Annotated in this window: 18 protein-coding genes; 4 read left to right on the top strand and 14 right to left on the bottom strand. The window is 64.6% G+C overall.

What is annotated here, in order from left to right:
• Positions 1–184: 184 nt before the first annotated feature.
• The 10 genes from DTS01S_RS05090 to DTS01S_RS05045 form a co-directional block, all read right to left on the bottom strand.
• A complete protein-coding gene (locus DTS01S_RS05090) occupies positions 185–898 on the bottom strand; it encodes a sigma-E factor negative regulatory protein (RefSeq protein WP_016447791.1) in 714 nt (237 codons plus the stop codon).
• A 73-nt stretch (positions 899–971) separates the two neighbouring features.
• Positions 972–1601 (bottom strand): RNA polymerase sigma factor RpoE, encoded by a 630-nt coding sequence (gene rpoE, locus DTS01S_RS05085; RefSeq protein WP_016447792.1) that lies wholly within the window; start codon positions 1599–1601, stop codon positions 972–974.
• Positions 1602–2245: 644 nt separating this feature from the next.
• Positions 2246–3490, bottom strand: coding sequence for a beta-ketoacyl-ACP synthase II (fabF, locus tag DTS01S_RS05080; RefSeq protein ID WP_061287417.1), 1245 nt, complete (start codon positions 3488–3490; stop codon positions 2246–2248).
• A 39-nt stretch (positions 3491–3529) separates the two neighbouring features.
• Complete coding sequence (gene acpP, locus DTS01S_RS05075; RefSeq protein ID WP_003058049.1) at positions 3530–3769, bottom strand: acyl carrier protein; 240 nt, start codon at positions 3767–3769, stop codon at positions 3530–3532.
• Between the two features lie 149 nt (positions 3770–3918).
• The gene (gene fabG / locus DTS01S_RS05070; protein ID WP_016447794.1) at positions 3919–4665 is read right to left on the bottom strand and encodes a 3-oxoacyl-ACP reductase FabG; all 747 of its coding nucleotides are present in this window, start codon (positions 4663–4665) and stop codon (positions 3919–3921) included.
• Positions 4662–5606: an ACP S-malonyltransferase gene (fabD, locus tag DTS01S_RS05065; RefSeq protein WP_026062373.1), complete on the bottom strand. Its 945-nt coding sequence runs from the start codon at positions 5604–5606 to the stop codon at positions 4662–4664. Before fabD ends, fabG begins: the two co-directional genes overlap by 4 nt.
• A gap of 57 nt (positions 5607–5663) precedes the next feature.
• Positions 5664–6641: a beta-ketoacyl-ACP synthase III gene (locus DTS01S_RS05060; protein WP_016447796.1), complete on the bottom strand. Its 978-nt coding sequence runs from the start codon at positions 6639–6641 to the stop codon at positions 5664–5666.
• Between the two features lie 5 nt (positions 6642–6646).
• The gene (plsX, locus tag DTS01S_RS05055) at positions 6647–7687 is read right to left on the bottom strand and encodes a phosphate acyltransferase PlsX (protein ID WP_016451174.1); all 1041 of its coding nucleotides are present in this window, start codon (positions 7685–7687) and stop codon (positions 6647–6649) included.
• A 113-nt stretch (positions 7688–7800) separates the two neighbouring features.
• Positions 7801–7983, bottom strand: a complete 183-nt coding sequence (gene rpmF / locus DTS01S_RS05050; RefSeq protein ID WP_012207072.1) for a 50S ribosomal protein L32 — start codon at positions 7981–7983, stop codon at positions 7801–7803.
• 137 nt (positions 7984–8120) lie between these two features.
• On the bottom strand, positions 8121–8678 hold the full coding sequence (locus tag DTS01S_RS05045; RefSeq protein ID WP_016447798.1) for a YceD family protein: 558 nt from the start codon (positions 8676–8678) through the stop codon (positions 8121–8123).
• Between the two features lie 25 nt (positions 8679–8703).
• On the opposite strand from DTS01S_RS05045, the gene DTS01S_RS05040 reads away from it, so the two are divergent.
• Complete coding sequence (locus tag DTS01S_RS05040) at positions 8704–9324, top strand: Maf family nucleotide pyrophosphatase (RefSeq protein ID WP_026062372.1); 621 nt, start codon at positions 8704–8706, stop codon at positions 9322–9324.
• Complete coding sequence (locus DTS01S_RS05035) at positions 9321–10112, top strand: SAM-dependent methyltransferase (protein ID WP_017405336.1); 792 nt, start codon at positions 9321–9323, stop codon at positions 10110–10112. The genes DTS01S_RS05040 and DTS01S_RS05035 overlap by 4 nt, the downstream gene beginning before the upstream one ends.
• 80 nt (positions 10113–10192) lie before the next feature.
• Here DTS01S_RS05035 and DTS01S_RS05030 read toward each other — a convergent pair whose 3' ends face one another.
• From DTS01S_RS05030 to DTS01S_RS05015, 4 genes are read right to left on the bottom strand one after another with little or no spacing between them, the layout of a single operon-like run.
• Positions 10193–11239 (bottom strand): S49 family peptidase, encoded by a 1047-nt coding sequence (locus tag DTS01S_RS05030; protein ID WP_061287416.1) that lies wholly within the window; start codon positions 11237–11239, stop codon positions 10193–10195.
• Position 11240: 1 nt separating this feature from the next.
• Positions 11241–11609, bottom strand: coding sequence for a Rieske (2Fe-2S) protein (locus DTS01S_RS05025; protein ID WP_016451170.1), 369 nt, complete (start codon positions 11607–11609; stop codon positions 11241–11243).
• A 49-nt stretch (positions 11610–11658) separates the two neighbouring features.
• Positions 11659–12345, bottom strand: coding sequence for an HAD family hydrolase (locus tag DTS01S_RS05020; RefSeq protein WP_016451169.1), 687 nt, complete (start codon positions 12343–12345; stop codon positions 11659–11661).
• 24 nt (positions 12346–12369) lie between these two features.
• A complete protein-coding gene (locus DTS01S_RS05015) occupies positions 12370–13431 on the bottom strand; it encodes an RluA family pseudouridine synthase (protein ID WP_026062977.1) in 1062 nt (353 codons plus the stop codon).
• Between the two features lie 535 nt (positions 13432–13966).
• On the opposite strand from DTS01S_RS05015, the gene DTS01S_RS05005 reads away from it, so the two are divergent.
• Positions 13967–17089, top strand: coding sequence for an Rne/Rng family ribonuclease (locus DTS01S_RS05005; RefSeq protein WP_061287415.1), 3123 nt, complete (start codon positions 13967–13969; stop codon positions 17087–17089).
• 107 nt (positions 17090–17196) lie between these two features.
• On the top strand, positions 17197–17982 hold the full coding sequence (yaaA, locus tag DTS01S_RS05000) for a peroxide stress protein YaaA (protein ID WP_016447806.1): 786 nt from the start codon (positions 17197–17199) through the stop codon (positions 17980–17982).
• Positions 17983–18010 lie beyond the last annotated feature (28 nt).

The raw sequence follows: 18010 nt of genomic DNA, 5'->3' as shown, positions 1-18010 counted from the left end.
CATGCACCGGCCAGACGATGGCTCAGAAGCCTGAAAGACGCTGTTAGTTCCCGAATCGGCAGCATGCATGCGGCGCGAACCGCCGTGCATGGGCCACAAATGACTGCACCCGCGTCCATTTCAATGCCGAACGGCTGGACGCGGGTGCAAAAGAAGGCAGGAGAGCCATGCTCTCCTGCGGGATTCAGCGCTGGTTCGCGCGCGGTGCCGAGGCGAAGTTGGCATTGCGCAGGAAGCTGGCCGGCATCTGCAACGTGGCCGGACCACTGTATTGCGGATGGGAGGCCAGCAGCGCATCCAGGCGCGGATCACGCAGCATGACGCTTTGGCCGTAAGGGCCTGCCACAGCCACCACCGAAGAGGATTGGGCCGTATCTCCGAGAGGGAAGTCCTGGGCATTTCCAGCGACAGCAGCCGCTGCAGGCGCCCCCGTTTCAAGGGCGGCCAATGCCCGGCCCGGCGCCGCGCCGGGGCCTGCAGGCGCGCCGAGCATCACGCTCCAGCCAATGGCAGCCACGGCCGCCACGGAAGCAAAACCCGCAGCCATCTTCCAGCGGAATACCGACGCATTGGCTGCATCGTGCAGCGGCGCGCCATTGACGACGGCCCTGCCGTGCGCCGGGCGCGCGACCTGCTCCAGCTCGTCTGCGGCGACGGGAACCAGGGGGCGGCGCGGCTCGTTGGCCAACTGGGAGCGGATTCCGGAAAGCAGATCGTGCCGGCTGTGGTGCGCCAGCTCAGGGGAGCGCAGCACATCGCCCACCAGGTGGTACATGCGCCATTCCTGCTGGCCTGCATCGCTTTGCGCATAGGCCAGCGCGGCCTGCAGCTCCGCGGCAGAGAGTTCGCCATCAGCCAATGCCGACAATTGTTCGCGCTTCGTCAGATCGTCATTCATGATCAATCACCTGCCTGTCTGCTCTGAGACCCTGTACCCAAAAAATGCGCCACCCGATGGCCATCACCCGTTGCTACCACCGCTTGCCAGACTGGCGCTCCAGCAAAGGCTTGACTCTCGCTGAAATCGCTTCGCGTGCACGGAAGATGCGTGAACGCACGGTGCCTATGGGACAACCCATGGCGTTCGAGATTTCCTCGTAGCTCAGGCCTTCGATTTCCCGCAACGTGACGGCTTGACGGAGATCTTCGGGCAAGGCCTCCATGGCGGCGTTGACTGCCTGGGCAATTTCCTGGGCCGCCAGGATCGTTTCGGGTGTTTCTTCGGTGGTTAGTTCCTGGCTGAGCCGGGAAGTTTCATCATCGTCATCCCCGTTGTGTAACGCGCTTTCGGTGATCAGCGGCGAGCGCTTCATGTCCAGCAGCGCCTTCTTGGCGGTATTCACGGCGATGCGATACAGCCAGGTGTAGAACTGGGCATCACCCCGGAACTGGTGCAGCGCCCGATAGGCCCGGATGAAGGTTTCCTGCGCAATGTCAGGCACCAGGTCCACGTCGCGCACCATGCGGCCAATGAGGCGCTCGATGCGGCGCTGGTACTTGATGACCAGCAGCTCGAAGGCCCGCATGTCTCCTGCGTTGGTGCGCTCGACCAGAGCCAGGTCGCTGTCGGCAGAAGAAGGCGGGAATTCGGGAGGCGTCATGAAATCGGTGAAGACGGGCCGTGGCGGCCCTGGCGCAGTCACTGCGCGCGTTCTGTAGGTCTGGGCGGGAAATATACAGCACGCCGCAAATCACCCCAGGTTTCAGGACTCTGCCTGTAAGACAGCAGCAGCCAGCGGGAGCTTCGCCAGCGCAAAGACCCCGTCGTAACGGGTCTGGCCTGCGCCCATAGCCATTGACCACCGTCAGCGCGCACCTGCAGCAGCACCGGCTGCGCATCGTGGGCAGCGGCTGCCTCACCAAGCCACCACTGCGCGCCATCCCATGCAACAAAGCCTCTGCCCAGGGCGCGCCATCCATGCCACATGCCTGAAGCTGCAACCAGAGAACCCGTGACAGCCACGACGGCAGGCCCCCATCCGGACTGAAGATCAAGCGCCCACGCCAGCAAAAGCATGGCCGCCAGCAGCCAAAGCGCGCACAGGCATGCGACCGACCCACGCGGTGGATTCAGCGGATGGCGGACTGCGGGCGGGGCATGGCGTGACGTCATGCCTGCAGTGTCGCAAAACCGCAGCATGTCTGACATGCGTTCCACCCCTGCCGGACGCGCCCTGACCCATGGGAGAAATAAAAAAGCCCGCTCCCTTGCGGGGCGGGCTTTTCATGGTGAGGCGTGCAGGCCTCAGATTCGCTTGAACACCAGCGTTCCGTTGGTGCCGCCGAACCCGAAGTTGTTTTTCACTGCCACTTCGATCTTCGCATCCCGTGCCGTGTTGGCGCAGTAGTCGAGATCGCACTCGGGATCCTGGTTGTCCAGATTGATGGTCGGGGGAATCTTCTGCTCGTGCAATGCCAGCACGGTGAAGACGCTCTCGATGCCGCCAGCGCCACCCAGCAGGTGACCGGTCATGGACTTGGTCGAGCTGACAACGATTTTCTTGGCGTGATCGCCCAGAGCCGCCTTGATGGCATTGGTCTCGTTGAGGTCGCCCAGCGGCGTGGATGTGCCGTGCGCATTCAGATAGTCGATCTGGTCGGCGTTGATGCCGGCGTTGCGCAGAGCTGACAGCATGGCGCGGCGCGGGCCGTCCATGTTGGGCGCCGTCATGTGGCCGGCATCGGCACTCATGCCGTAGCCGCACAGTTCAGCATAGATCTTGGCACCGCGGGCCTTGGCATGCTCGTACTCTTCCAGCACCAGCACGCCTGCACCTTCGCCCAGCACAAAGCCGTCGCGGTCCTTGTCCCAGGGACGCGAGGCGGCCTTGGGATCATCATTGCGCGTGGACAGTGCGCGCATGGCGGCAAAGCCGCCGACGCCCAGCGGGGAGACCGTGGCTTCCGTGCCACCAGCCACCACCACATCGGCATCGCCGTATTCGATCATGCGCCCTGCTTCGCCTATGCAGTGCAGCCCGGTCGTGCAGGCAGTCACCACGGCGAGATTCGGCCCCTTGAAGCCAAACCGCATGGACACATGGCCAGCCACCATGTTGATGATGGAGGCAGGCACGAAGAACGGCGTGATGCGGCGCGGTCCGCGCGCAGCCAGTTCTGCGTGGGTGTTCTCGATCAGCGGCAAGCCGCCGATGCCCGAACCGATCACACAGCCGATGCGCGTAGCCAGATCATCCGACAAGGCCTCGCCCGTGGGCAGACCTGAGTCCTGCACGGCTTGCGCCGCAGCAGCGATGCCGTAATGGATGAAGGTGTCCATGGAGCGCGCATCCTTGGCGCTCATGTACGACTCCACATCGAATCCCTTGACCTCGCCCGCAATCTTGCAGGCAAAGTTCGAGGCATCGAACTTGGTGATGAGGTCAATGCCGGACTGGCCGGCCAAAAGATTGGCCCAGGCGTCGCCCGCCGTGTTACCCACGGGGGAGATGCAACCCAGGCCGGTCACGACAACGCGACGACGGCTCATGCGTAAAACCTTCTGCTGATCGCTCGGGTCAGGGCCCTGTCAGGCCTTCTGGTGGGTGTTGGCGTAGTCGATGGCGTTTTGCACCGTCGTGATCTTTTCCGCGTCTTCGTCGGGGATCTCGATGCCGAATTCATCTTCCAGGGCCATCACCAGCTCCACCGTGTCCAGGGAGTCAGCACCCAGATCAGCCACGAAGGCCTTTTCGTTGGTGACTTGAGACTCTTCAACGCCGAGTTGTTCGGCAATGATTTTTTTGACACGTGCTTCGATATCGCTCATGGTTTCCCTCTGGGGGTTGTGAATGAACCCGCGATTCTAGCCGTTTCGGACCTTACGCCCTCTTCAGCCGGCCGTCGCGAGGAAACGGCCTCTTCGGTTGCAAGCAACGGCGGCTTCTGGCAGGGATCTGCCCGCAGCCGCCGCAGCGCTTACATGTACATGCCGCCGTTGACGTGCAATTCCTGGCCGGTGACGTAGCCTGCGCCCGCCGATGCGAGATAGGCCACGGCATGGGCGATGTCGCTGGGCTGGCCCAGATCACCCATGGCGATCTGCGATTTCAGGGCATTTTTCTGCTCTTCAGGCAGCTCCGCCGTCATGTCGGTGGCGATGAAGCCCGGAGCCACGCAATTGACCGTGATGCCGCGGCTGCCCAGTTCACGGGCCAGCGCACGCGTCATGCCGGCAACGCCGGCCTTGGCAGCTGCATAGTTGGCTTGACCGGGGTTTCCGGAGGCACCAACGACGCTGGTGATGTTGATGATGCGTCCGAAGCGCTGCTTCATCATGGGCCGAATGGCCGTACGGCTGACTCGGAAAACCGCCTTGAGATTGGTGTCGATCACCGCATCCCAGTCATCGTCCTTCATGCGCATGGCCAGGGTGTCGCGTGTGATGCCGGCATTGTTGACCAGCACATGCAGGCCACCGTCATTCTTGACGATGCTGTCGATCAGGGCATCGACGGCGGTCACGTCCGTGACATTGAGGTTCACGCCACGGCAGCCTTCATGGGCCGACAGGGCCTGGCTGATCTTCTCGGCACCACCATCGGTGGTGGCCGTGCCGATCACGCGGTAGCCGCGTGCTGCCAGCTCCTGGGCAATGGCGGCACCGATGCCGCGCGAGGCACCCGTCACCAGGGCAACCTGGGGCTTGTTCTGGTTGTCAGTCATGCGAGGGATTCTTTCACGTCAGCCAGCGTGGCCGGGTCATAGAGGGCAGCGGCCGTCAGGTCCGCGTCAATCCGCTTGGTCAGGCCCATCAGCACCTTGCCGGGACCGCACTCGACGAGGTGGACGACGCCGCGGGCCTTCATGGCCTGAACGCATTCCACCCAGCGCACCGGGCCGAAGGCCTGGCGATACAGCGCATCGCGAATGGCGTCGGCATCCTGCTGCACAGTCACATCGATGTTGTTGAGCACTGGGATGCGCGGTGCAGCCAGCACGGTGGCAGCCAGCGCCGCCTTGAGCTTTTCGGCCGCAGGCTTCATCAGGCTGGAATGGAAAGGCGCCGACACCGGCAGCGGCAGCGCGCGCTTGGCGCCTGCGGCCTTGAGGGCCTCGCAGGCCTTCTCGACAGCCGCCTTGCTGCCGGCAATCACGGTCTGCGAGGGGTCGTTGAAATTCACGGCCTCGACGACTTCCGCACCACCCAATGCCGCCGTGACTTCTGCGCAGCCTGCGCGCACCTTGTCGGCATCCAGCCCCAGGATGGCAGCCATGGCACCGGTTCCCACGGGAACGGCCTCCTGCATGGCAGCCGCGCGCAGCCGCACCAGCGGCGCAGCCTGGGCCAGGGTCAGCACACCTGACGCGACCAGGGCCGAGTACTCACCCAGCGAGTGGCCCGCCACAACGTCGGGCAGCGCGCCGCCTTCGGCCTGCCAGACGCGCCAGGCAGCCACACCGGCCACCAGCATCACAGGCTGGGTATTGGTGGTGAGCGCCAGAGCTTCCTTCGGCCCCTGCTGGATCAGCTGGCCGATGTTTTCGCCGAGGGCATCGGAGGCTTCGACCAAGGTCTGGGCCACGACGGGATGGTCACCCCATCCGTCGAGCATGCCTACCGATTGCGAACCCTGACCAGGAAAAACGAATGCAAACTTCTTCATGATTTTCAAAAAAAAAGGCCGCGCCATGGGCGCCTGCCCTCAGGCAGGCATCCCGCATCACATCTTGAGAAGTACCGCGCCCCAGGTGAAGCCGCCGCCAACACCTTCCAGCAGCACGGTCTGACCGGGCTTGACCTGGCCACTGCGCACGCCGTGGTCCAGCGCCAGGGGGATCGAGGCAGCCGACGTGTTGCCATGCTGGTCCACCGTCACCACCACCTTGTCCATGGACAGCTTGAGCTTGCGCGCCGTGCTTTGCATGATGCGGATATTGGCCTGGTGGGGGATCAGCCAGTCGATGTCGGCATCGGTGAGCCCTGCCTTGTCCAGCGTGGCGCGAGCAGCCTTCTCCAGCACGCCGACCGCCAGCTTGAACACGGCCTGCCCATCCATCTTCAGCAGCGGATCACCGAGGATCTGGCCACCGGAGACATTGCCTGGCACGCACAGGATGCCGACATGCTTGCCGTCGGCATGCAGGTCGGAAGCCAGAATGCCTGGCTGCTCGGACGCCTCCAGCACCACGGCTCCGGCACCGTCACCGAACAGCACGCAGGTCGTCCGGTCGTTGAAGTCCAGGATGCGGCTGAATACTTCGGAGCCCACCACCAGCGCGCGGCTCGCAGCGCCGGACTGGATCATGGCGTCGGCCACGGTGAGGGCGTAGACAAAGCCGCTGCATACGGCTTGCACATCAAAGGCCGCACAGCCATTGGCGCCGAGCTTGTTTTGCAGGATGCATGCCGTGGACGGGAAGACCATGTCCGGCGTCGATGTGGCGACGATGATCAGATCGATATCCTGCGGCTGGCAGCCGGCGGCTTCCAGCGCCTTCTTCGATGCCTCCAAGGCCAGATCGCTGCTGGCCACTTCTGGCGCGGCAAAGTGTCGGGCATGGATGCCGGTGCGCTCGACGATCCACTCGTCCGAGGTCTCGATGCCGCGCTGGGCCAGTTCGGCTGCCAGATCGTGATTGGTGAGTCGGCGGGGTGGCAGGTAACTGCCCGTGCCGGTGATGCGTGCGTAGCGTCTCATCTGTATTAGGGCGCCGACGGTCCCGATTCCGACTGCGCAGCCAGCAACAGAGGCAGGGCTGCGGAGATACGGGTACGGACACGGTCGAGCAGGTTGTTGCGGGCCGCATCATACGCGCGCTTCAGCGCGTGCTCGAAAGCCAAGGCATCGGCCGATCCATGGCTTTTGAAGACCAGCCCGCGAAGGCCCAGCAGCGCCGCGCCGTTGTAGCGGCGATGATCCACGCGCCTCATCAAAGCAGTTAGCACCGGATAGGCAACGATGGCCGCCATTTTGGTGAAGATGTTGCGCTTGAACTCCTGCTTGAGGGCATTGGAGATCATGGACGCCACCCCCTCGGAAGACTTGAGAGCCACGTTGCCCACAAAGCCATCACAGACCACGACCTGGGTCGTGCCCTTGAAGATGTCGTTGCCTTCGACGTTGCCGTAGAAATTCAGATGACCGGCCTTGCCGGCCGCGCGCAGCAGTTCGCCAGCGCGCTTGATGACCTCGCTGCCCTTGATCTGCTCCTCGCCAATGTTGAGCAGACCCACCGAGGGCGCCTCTTCGTTGTTCAGGGCAGACACCAGGGCCGAGCCCATGACGGCGAACTGCAGCAGATGCTCGGCCGAGCAGTCCACATTGGCACCCAGGTCCAGCACCGTGGTGGCCTCGCCCTTGGCATTGGGCAACTGGGGCGCGATGGCAGGGCGATCAATGCCATCGAGTGTCTTGAGCAGGTAGCGCGAGATGGCCATCAGCGCACCCGTGTTTCCAGCCGACACAGCAGCGGCAGCCGCGCCATCCTTGACTTGCTGGATGGCGATGCGCATGGAGGAATCCTTCTTCCTGCGCAGCGCCATCTCGATCGGATCATCCATGCCGACCACTTCCGAGGCCGGCACCACACTGGCGCGCTCATGCGCAAAGCCAGCCAGCGCATCGGGCTGGCCGACCAGCAGCAGCCGGGCATCGGGGTGGGAATCGAGGAACTGGCGGCACGCCGCAAGCGTGACGCGGGGGCCGTGATCACCCCCCATGCAGTCAACGGCCAAAGTGATCATGTGCGACTGGCAAGCCTGTTGCAAGGCCTGGAAAGATAGGAGCAACCATCAGAAAAAACAAAAGCCCGCGCTACGAAAACTGTAGCCGCGGGCCCTGCGGGAACGGTCGAAGATCAGGCTTCGGACTTGTTCTTCAGCACTTGACGGCCGCGGTACACGCCGTTGGGGCTGATGTGGTGACGCAGATGGGTTTCACCGGTGGTGGGTTCCACGGCAATGCCAGGCACATTCAGTGCGTTGTGCGAACGGTGCATACCGCGCTTGGAGGGGGACTTCTTGTTCTGCTGAACAGCCATGATGGCTCCTGTGTATCTGAAAAGGGTTGGTAAAAAACGCGATCAGCCCATTAAAGACACGAGGGGGTTTCGCGCGAAGCCCTTGATTATAGCGCAATCGCTTTTCCCGGCCTCGGCCTTTTTTCCGGACATCGCAATCAGTCGGCTGACTTGCCCACATCCAGCCCGCGCAGCACGGCAAATGGATTGGGCTTGTCCTCGCTGGCCTGCTCGAAGTCTGCGTCGCTGGACTGCATGCTCACCGGCTCGGGGCAGCTGTCGTGGCGTGGCACCACGGGCAACTCCATGAGCAGCTCATCCTCTATGAGTTCAAGCAGGTTGAATTCGCGGCTGAGCACCAGCAGGTCCTCGTCGCTCTCGTCATCCTCGGACTCGGCCGTGGTCTCGTCCGCAACAAAGCGGAAAGACCTATCGACCTGGAGGGAGATGGGTGCCACAGTGAGGCAGCGTTGGCACACCATCGGAACGACAGCATCGGCCTGCAGATGCAGCCAGACCTGGCCCGAACCGCCGGTTTGCTCGACCAGTTCGCCGTCAGCCTGCCAGTGCACCTCGCCGTGCCCATCAGCGGCATCCGGCTGCGCATCCTCGGCCAGACGAGGAAAGGCCGAAAGCGCCGACTGACCCTGGAGATGGCCCGCCGATTGCGCAAAAGCGCGAACATCGAGACGGACCGCAGAAAATTCCTTGCTCATGCGGGCAGTGTAAGAGAATCCGGGCATGCAAGCTTCCCACCTCGCCTTAGCCCAGGCTCCCGGCCTGGCACGCCCCCTGATCCTTGGTTCCACCTCACGCTACCGCCGCGAACTTCTGGAACGGCTGCAACTACCATTCCAGGCCGTGTCCCCGGAAGTCGATGAGACACCGCTGACCGGCGAAACACCGCATGCACTTTCGTTGCGACTGGCCCTGGCCAAGGCACAGGCCGTGGCGGCGCTGCACCCGGGCGCCGTCGTCATCGGCTCCGACCAGGTACCCGAGCTGGATGGCATGCCGCTGTCCAAGCCCGGCACCCACGAGCGCGCCACCGAACAACTGCGCCAGATGAGCGGGCGCCAGATGAATTTCCACACCGCCGTGAGCGTGGTCTGCCGGGAAAGCGGCTTTGCCGAGACCGATGTGGTCACCGTCCAGGTCCGGTTTCGTGATCTCAACGACGCGGAGATCGAACGCTACCTGCGCGCCGAACAGCCCTATGACTGCGCAGGCAGCGCCAAGAGCGAAGGACTGGGCATCGCGCTGCTGGATGCCATCGTCAGCGACGACCCCACGGCGCTGATCGGCCTGCCGCTGATCCGCACCTGCCAGCTGCTGCGCGCCGCAGGAGCCGTGCTGCCATGAACGATGCTGCAACCCAACCCACCAAAGGAACGCTCTATCTGGTGCCCGCGCCGCTGGACTTCGGCTGCGACGAGCAAACGCCGCTGACGCAGGTCCTGCCCGATGGAACACTGCGCACCGCTGCACGCCTGACCCACTGGATCTGCGAAAACGCCAAAAGCACGCGCGCCTACCTGAAGCGCATTGACGCACTGCACGCCCTGGCCCAGCCCTTGCAAGCCCAGCAGATCACAGAACTGCCGCGCGAGGCCCACAAGAAGGGCGACCACGGCGACAAGGGCGCGGCGGTCTTCGATGCCAAGCCACTGCTCGCCCCCTTGCTGCTGGGCCACGACATGGGACTGGTCAGCGAGGCCGGAATGCCCGCCGTGGCCGACCCCGGCAGCTCCATCGTGCGCGCCGCGCATGATCTGGGCATACGGGTCGTGCCCCTGATCGGTCCGGTGTCGTTGCTGCTGGCCCTGGCCGCCAGCGGACTCAACGGACAGAACTATGCCTTTGTGGGGTACCTGCCGCAGGACGCTGGCGGGCGGGTTCAGCGCATCAAGGAGCTTGAAGCCCTGGCATTGCGCCAAGGCCAGACCCAGCAGTTCATAGAGACGCCCTACCGCAACGCCGCGCTGTGGCAGGCCCTGCTGCAGACGCTGCAACCCCATACGCGCCTGGCGCTGGCCTGCGGCCTGACACTGGAGAGCGCCCGCATCGAAAGCCGTCTGGTGCGCGAATGGCGCCAGCACAAGGAAGTGCCGGACAACCGCACGCCGGTGGTGTTTTCCATCGGTCGCTGAGACTGTCTTCCTCGATGAACAAAAAAGCCCGCCTTCCACAAGAAGGCGGGCTTTTTGCATCTTGGCAGACGCCAGGGAAATCAGCGCAGAGACGGAAGGCTGGAGCGCAGCGCCTGAACGGCACCTCCACCGAAGGCCGCGCCAAAACGCTTGGCCAGGCGCTCGGCCACGTTGTCGCGGCGCGTGTAATCCACCACCTCTTCCGCCTTGACCACCTCACGGGCCACGTAGTCAAGACTGCCCAGCTTGTCGGCCAGGCCCATCTCCACGGCCTGCTGACCCGTCCAGAACAGGCCGCTGAACGTCTCGGGCGTCTCGTGCAGGCGATCGCCACGGCCGGCCTTGACCACATTGATGAACTGCGAGTGGATCTGGCCCAGCATCTGATGGGCATGGGCGCGCTGTGCTTCGGACATGGGACTGAACGGGTCCAGGAAGCCCTTGTTCTCGCCAGCCGTCAGCAGGCGGCGCTCCACGCCCAGCTTTTCCATGGCGCCCGTGAAGCCGAAGCCATCCATGAGCACGCCGATGCTGCCCACGATGCTGGCCTTGTCGACAAAGATCTCGTCGGCCGCCGCAGCAATGTAATAAGCAGCCGAAGCGCAGGTTTCCTCCACCACGGCATACAGGGGCTTGTCGTACTTGCCCTTGAGCCGCACGATTTCGTCATTGATGATGCCGGCCTGCACCGGGCTGCCGCCTGGCGAGTTGATCAGCAGCACGACGGCACGCGAGCCCGAGTCCTCGAAGGCGCTGCGCATGGCGGCCACCACGAATTCCGCGCTGGCGTCGGCGCCTGCAGCGATCTCGCCCTTGACCTCGACCACTGCGGTATGCGGAGAGGAGCTGGTCGTGGTCGCCGTGTCCTTGGCAAACAGCACCCACAGGACCACCAGGATGAGTGCCGTCCACAGCAGGCGGCCGAAGAGTCGCCAGCGGCGCGAGGCGCGCTGCTCGTGGATGGTGGCGAAGACCAGCTTTTCCAGCACGTCCCGCTCCCAGCCGCTCGATGCCGCCGTTCGCGCATCGGCAGCCGCCGCGGCGGGCGTGGCCCGGGCCCACAGGTCCGCACCCGGGGAAGGGTGCGATGCGGAGCCAGGATTTTCCGGGGGTATGGGGGAAGTCATGTCAGAACTCGACGGGTTTCAGGTTATCGGCAGTATGCCAGTGCACCACCCCCGCGCTTTCGCTCAGGGAGATTTTCACCAGGCCGCCACGGCAGGGGCCGCCAGCGCAGGCGCCGCTGTCCGGCGCATAGACCGCACCATGGGTTGCGCACAGCAACCAACGCCCGGAATCATCGAAAAAGCGGTCTGGCTGGTAGTCCATCTCCATGGCCACGTGCGTGCAGCGGTTCAGATAGGCATGCGCCTGTCCCTCGAAGCGGATGGCGAATGCGCGGCAGGCATGCCCCGCGTAGACCACGTCGAAAGGCACGGCATTCGCACCTTCCTGCAAGGCCTCGCTGGCACACAAAACGATGCGATCAACGGTCACCAGCGCACCTCACAAGCATGGATTCCCGCGCTGACGCGGGCATGACGACTCAACCATGGGCCAGCAGCCACTGATGCAAATCCGCAACACTCTGCGCCACATGCAACGGCTGCAGCACGCCAAAGCCGTCGGTGGGATGCGCGCCATAGCCCACGCCCACACTGGCACAGCCAGCATTGCGGGCCAGTTCCAGGTCGTGCGTGGTGTCGCCGATCATCAGCACGCGGCCAGGCTCCACGCCGAATTCGGCCATCAGCTCCTGCAGCATCAGCGGGTTGGGCTTGCCGGCGGTTTCGTCCGCCGTGCGCGAGCTGTCGAACATGCCGCGCAGTTGCGGGTCCTGCAGCGCATCGTTCAGACCGCGCCGGCTCTTGCCCGTGGCCACGGCCAGCAGGTGGCCGCGCTCGCGCAGCGCCGCCAGCATGGGCAGCACGCCGGCGAACAGGCTGATGTCGTCCTGGTGCTTGATGAAATGGTGGCGATAGCGGTTGCCCAGCTCCGGGTATTTCTCGGGCGATACATCGGGCGCCGCACGCGCCAATGCCGGCATCAGCGCCATGCCGATCACATAGGAGGCCGCCTCATTGCTGGGGGGCGTGCCTCCCACATCGGCCACGGCCGCCTGAATGCACTTGACGATCACCGCGGTGGAATCCGACAGCGTCCCATCCCAGTCGAAGGCAATGAGGTCGAAGCGGCGCGCACGGTATATCTCGGAAGAACCAGGAGTTGTCATGTCTGCAAGGAGTCAAATCCGGCGTCAGCCGGCGAAACGGGCCAGCTCCTCGGGAAGCTCGGCGCGCAATTCCACCCGCTCACCACTGGACGGGTGTGTGAACTGTAGCCGCCATGCGTGCAGGAACATGCGTTTGAGCCCCTGTTTCTGCAACCGGCGGTTCAGGTCGAAGTCCCCGTACTTGTCATCCCCCGCAATCGGGTGCCCCTGGCTGGACAGGTGCACGCGGATCTGGTGCGTGCGCCCGGTCTTGATGGTCACCTCCAGCAGGCTCATGGCCGGCAGACCCAGCAGGGGCTGGGGCGCCAGCGTGCTGCGAACGCGCACCAGCGTGACGGAGCGCATGCCGTCAGGATCATCGGCCGTGGTCACCCGCACGCGGCGCTCGCCGTCGGCCTGCAGGTATTTGTGCAGCGGCAGATCAATCACCTTGCGGTTGGCAGGCCAGGTGCCCTGGACCAGCGCCAGATAGGTCTTGCCGGTTTCGCGCTCGCGGAACTGGTCCTGCAGATGCGTCAGCGCCGAGCGCTTCTTGGCCACCAGCAAGATGCCGGATGTCTCGCGGTCGAGCCGATGCACCAACTCCAGAAAGCGGCTTTGCGGCCGCGCCTGGCGCAATTGCTCGATGACGCCAAAACTCACGCCCGAGCCCCCGTGCACGGCCACACCGGCAGGCTTGTCGATGGCTATCAGATGCTCGTCTTCCAGCAGACTGGGGAAATCCCTGGCGGGTGCAGGCCGCTCGGCCTTTTCGGCGGCTTTTTCGGAAATGCGCACGGGCGGCACGCGAACGACATCGCCGGTCGAGACGCGGGTTTCCGCACTGACGCGCCCCTTGTTGATGCGCACTTCTCCACTGCGGATGATGCGATAGACATGGGTTTTGGGAACGCCCTTGAGATGGCGTATGAGAAAGTTGTCCAACCGCTGTCCGGCCGAATCGTCATCGACTTCGATCAGCCGCACTGCGGCAGTGGCTGCGTTCAGGGAACGGTCGTCTGCCGGTTTGCCCTCTATAATGTGTTTCACCTGTGCCGAACTATTTATAAGTGGTTGATTCTCATGGAGTTTAGTCCAAACAACCATTTCCCCGCACAGGCAGGTCGATGCCATCCGGTGTCATGCACGCGAAACAGCAGGAAAAGATGGCCTGCGAAGTTCGTCGTTGCATCGGTTGTGGCTGACGAATTGAAACACTGATACGGAATCTCAAGCTGGCAGAAGGGGTCGGACCCGGCGTCCGCCGCTGCCAGCGGATCAAAAGCGAGCATGTGGATCTTTTGGGCATGGATGGTCACGCTGTGGAGCAGGAAAACGCCTGCGCCCAGGATCATTGCCGCCCCCAAGCCTCCCGCCTGCCCTGCACGTGCAGCAGCTTCGCTTGAAGCTGGACGGCGTGCCTCTCTCATCGCTCTCGTCCCCCTGCCCTTGCCCCCATTGCTGACTTGAGCCAGGTCTCAAGAAGCAAGGCATTCGGCGATTCCTTTCGTTTCAATGCGTCAGTCCGGCATCTCGGCTCCCTCGCGAGCCTGTCTTTGATTACAAGTCAAAGGCGTGACGGTCTGGCAGCAGAGGCTGCACCCCGGCGCGCCCCAGAGAAAACGAATAAAGGAAACGCATCATGAAACGGATGCTCATCAACGCCACGCAGTCGGAAGAGCGGCGCCTTGCCATCGTCGATGGACAAAAGCTCCTCGACTACGAGATCGAGATCGAAGGACGCGAGCAGCGCAAGGGCAACATCTACAAGGCCGTGGTCACGCGCGTGGAGCCCAGCCTTGAGGCCTGCTTCGTCGACTACGGCGAAGACCGCCACGGCTTCCTGCCCTTCAAGGAAATCTCCAAGCAGTATTTCGCCGAAGGCGTCTCGCCCAGCCAGGCCCGCATCAACGAAGTCATCCGTGAAGGCCAGGAACTGATCGTCCAGGTCGAGAAGGAAGAGCGCGGCAACAAGGGCGCGGCCCTGACCACCTTCATCTCGCTGGCCGGCCGCTATGTGGTGCTGATGCCCAACAACCCGCGCGGCGGTGGCGTCTCGCGCCGCATCGAGGGCGAGGACCGTGCCGAACTCAAGGAGGCGATGGACCAGCTCGAGTACCCCAAGGGCATGTCCATCATTGCCCGCACCGCCGGCATCGGCCGCACCGCGCCCGAGCTGCAGTGGGACCTGAACTACCTGCTCAAGCTGTGGAACGCCATCGACGGCGCAGCCAAGTCGGCCAAGGGCGCCTTCCTGATCTACCAGGAATCGAGCCTGGTGATCCGCGCCATCCGCGACTACTTCAACGGCGACATCGGCGACATCCTCATCGACACCGACGACATCTACGAGCAGGCGCAGCAGTTCATGCAGCACGTCATGCCCGAGCATGCCGCCCGCGTCAAACGCTACCGTGACGATGCCCCCCTGTTCAGCCGTTTCCAGATCGAGCACCAGATCGAATCGGCCTACGCGCGCACCGTGACCCTGCCCTCGGGCGGCGCCATCGTCATCGATCACACCGAGGCCCTGGTCTCCATCGACGTGAACTCGGCCCGCGCCATCAAGGGCGGCGACATCGAGGAAACCGCCACCCGCACCAATCTGGAAGCCGCCGACGAAGTCGCGCGCCAGATGCGCCTGCGCGACCTGGGCGGCCTGATCGTCATCGACTTCATCGACATGGAGGAGAGCAAGAACCGCCGCGAAGTCGAGAATCGCCTGCGCGACGCGCTGCGCCAGGACCGTGCGCGCGTGCAGTTCGGCACCATCAGCAAGTTCGGTCTCATGGAAATGAGCCGCCAGCGCCTCAAGCCCGCCCTGTCCGAAGGCGCGCACATCAACTGCCCGCGCTGCGGCGGCTCCGGTCATATCCGCGACACGGAAAGCTCTGCGCTGCAGATCCTGCGCATCATCCAGGAAGAGTCCATGAAGGACAACACGGCCGCCGTGCACTGCCAGGTGCCCGTGGAAGTGGCCAGCTTCCTGCTCAACGAAAAGCGCGGCGAGATCACCAAGATCGAACTCAAGCAGCGCGTCAACGTGATCATGGTCCCCAACAAGTCCATGGACACGCCGCACTACAAGCTCGAGCGCCTCAAGCACGACGATGCGCGCCTGGAAAGCATGGAAGCCAGCTACAAGCTGGCCGAAGAGCTGGACACCGAAACCACGGTGACACGCCGCTCGCAGGAGCCCACCAACAAGCAGACACCCATGATCAAGGGTGTGCTGCCGGACATGCCGGCTCCCATTGCCGAGCCTCGTCCCGAAGGCAGCCGCAACCGCCCGGCCAACGGCCAGCAGCGCGACGCCAAGCCTGCAGCCACGGCGGCAGCGCCCGCACCGGCCGCCGCCCCCGTCGTGGTCCGCGAACAAGGCTTCTTTGCCTGGCTCAAGAGCCTGTTCGGCTTTGGCGCGGCACCTGCGCCGGTCGCAGCGCCCGTGCCGGCTGCCGAAGCCCCCGCACGCGAAGGTCGCCGTGACGGCCGCAACGACAGCCGTGGCCGCCGCAACGAACGCAATGGCGAGCGTGGTGGTGAGCGCACCGAGCGCAGCGGTGAGCGCGCCGGCGCCCCCAACGCCGAGCGCCAGGCTGGCGGTGGCGATCGCAACCGCCGCAATGCCGAGCGTGGCGAGCGCACGGAACGCGGTGAACGTGGTGAGCGCCCGGATCGTGGCGAGCGCGGTGAACGCACCGACCGCGGCGAACGCCGCGGCCGAGGCGAGCGCAGCCGCGACGGCGAAAACCGCCAGCCGCTGGAGGCCGTGAACGCCTCCGCAGCCCTGGCGGCAGATGGCAGCACCCTCGAGCAGCGTCCCGAGCGCGCGCCGCGTGGCGACCGCCAGGAACGCGGCGAAGGCCGCCGCGAGCGCGGTGAACGAGGCGAGCGTGGAGATCGCGCCGAACGCGGTGAACGCAGCGAGCGCCAGCCCCGTCAGTTCGAAGTCGCGCCCGAGTCCGAAGAAAAGCTGGACAACCAGGCCCAGCAGCAGGACCAGTCCCTGGACAACGCTGCTCCCGCCTCCGGCGAAGAGCAGCCGCGCCAGCGTCGTTCGCGCGACCGCTACGGCCGTGACCGCCGCGAGCGTGGCGATCGCGGTGACCGTGCAGAGCGCGCGCCGCGTGAAGCCGAAGGCGAAGCCGTGCAGTCCTTCGAGGCCTCCGTGCCCGAGCAGGACCAGCAGCCAGCCCGTCGCAGCTACTTCAACGCCGCCAACTCTGCTGCCGAAGTCCAGGCCCCCGAAGCCGTGGCCGAAGCCCCAGTGGCCGCACAGCCTGCGGTAGTTGTGGAAGTGCAGCAACCCGTCGCGGTGCCCGAGCAGCAGAGCGCGGCCTTCGCGCCGGTCGCACCGGCCCCTGTGGCGGCCCCTGCCGTGACGGCAGACGTGCCAGCACCTGCTGCACCTGCTGCACCTGCCGCTTCTGCTGCTTCTGCCGCAGCCGAGCCCGCTGCAGCCAAGGCCGCTGAGGCAACCGCAGAACGCGGCCTGCCCAAGGTCCAGGCCTACCAGTTGCCCGTGTCCGAGCTGCAGGCGCTGGCCGCCGCCTCGGGCCTGCAATGGGTGGGCTCCGATGCCGACAAGGTGGCCGCTGCGCAGGCAGCCATCGCGGCCGAACCGCAGCCCGAGCGCGTCGTGCGCGAGCGCCCGCCCATGGTCGTGCTGGATGATGGTCCTCTGATCCTCGTGGAAACACGCAAGGACCTGAGCGACCTGCAGCTGCCATTCGAGCAGCAACCGCAGGGCGTGGCCCATGTCTGACCACAGACAGTGACGACACAGGGGCCCTCGCGGCCCCTGTTTGTTTCTGCCGCCACCCCCGTCCATCTGTCTTTCCTCCCTCTCTATCCTGGAGCTTGCGTCCCGCCATGCTGTTGCTGCTCTCCCCCGCCAAATCGCTGGACTACGACACACCGCTGCCGCCGAAGCTGCCACACACGCTTCCCGTCTTCTCCGAACAGCCGCTGGAGCTGATCGAAGTGCTGCGCCGCCAATCGCCGCAGCAACTGTCGGAACTCATGGGCATCAGCGACAAGCTGGCTGCGCTCAACGTGGCGCGCTACGAGGCCTTCAGCCCTCGCTTCACGGCCACCAATGCCCGCCAGGCGCTGCTGGCCTTCAACGGTGATGTCTATGAAGGCCTGCAGGCGCGCAGCCTGGACGCCGAAGACCTGGACTGGGCGCAGCAGCACATCGCCATCCTCAGCGGCCTGTACGGCGTGCTGCGTCCGCTGGACCGCATGCAGCCCTACCGCCTGGAAATGGGCACCCGGCTGGAGACCGCGCATGGCAGCAACCTCTACCAGTTCTGGGGCAGCCGCATTGCCGAGTACCTGAACCAGCGCGCGGCCCGGCAGCCGGCGGGCGAGCGCGTCGTCGTCAACCTGGCTTCGCAGGAATACTTCAAATCGGTAGACTTGAAGCACCTCAAGCCCCCGGTGGTGGAATGCGCGTTCGAGGATTACAAGAACGGCGCCTACAAGATCATCAGCTTCCATGCCAAACGCGCGCGCGGGCTGATGGCACGATTTGCCATACAGCAACGCGCTCGCAGCGCGGCTGAACTCGAAGCCTTCGATCTGGAAGGCTACGCACTGGCGCCAGCTTCCTCGACGCCTGCGCGCCTGGTGTTCCGCCGCAAGACCGCTGACTGAGCCTCGCCGGCCACCGGCCGGCCCCGGC

Origin of the sequence: Delftia tsuruhatensis NBRC 16741, from assembly GCF_001571325.1 — a bacterium.
GTDB lineage: Bacteria > Pseudomonadota > Gammaproteobacteria > Burkholderiales > Burkholderiaceae_C > Comamonas > Comamonas tsuruhatensis.
The sequence above is the reverse complement of the archived record's forward strand: the minus strand, read 5'-3'. Positions and strand labels throughout refer to the sequence as shown.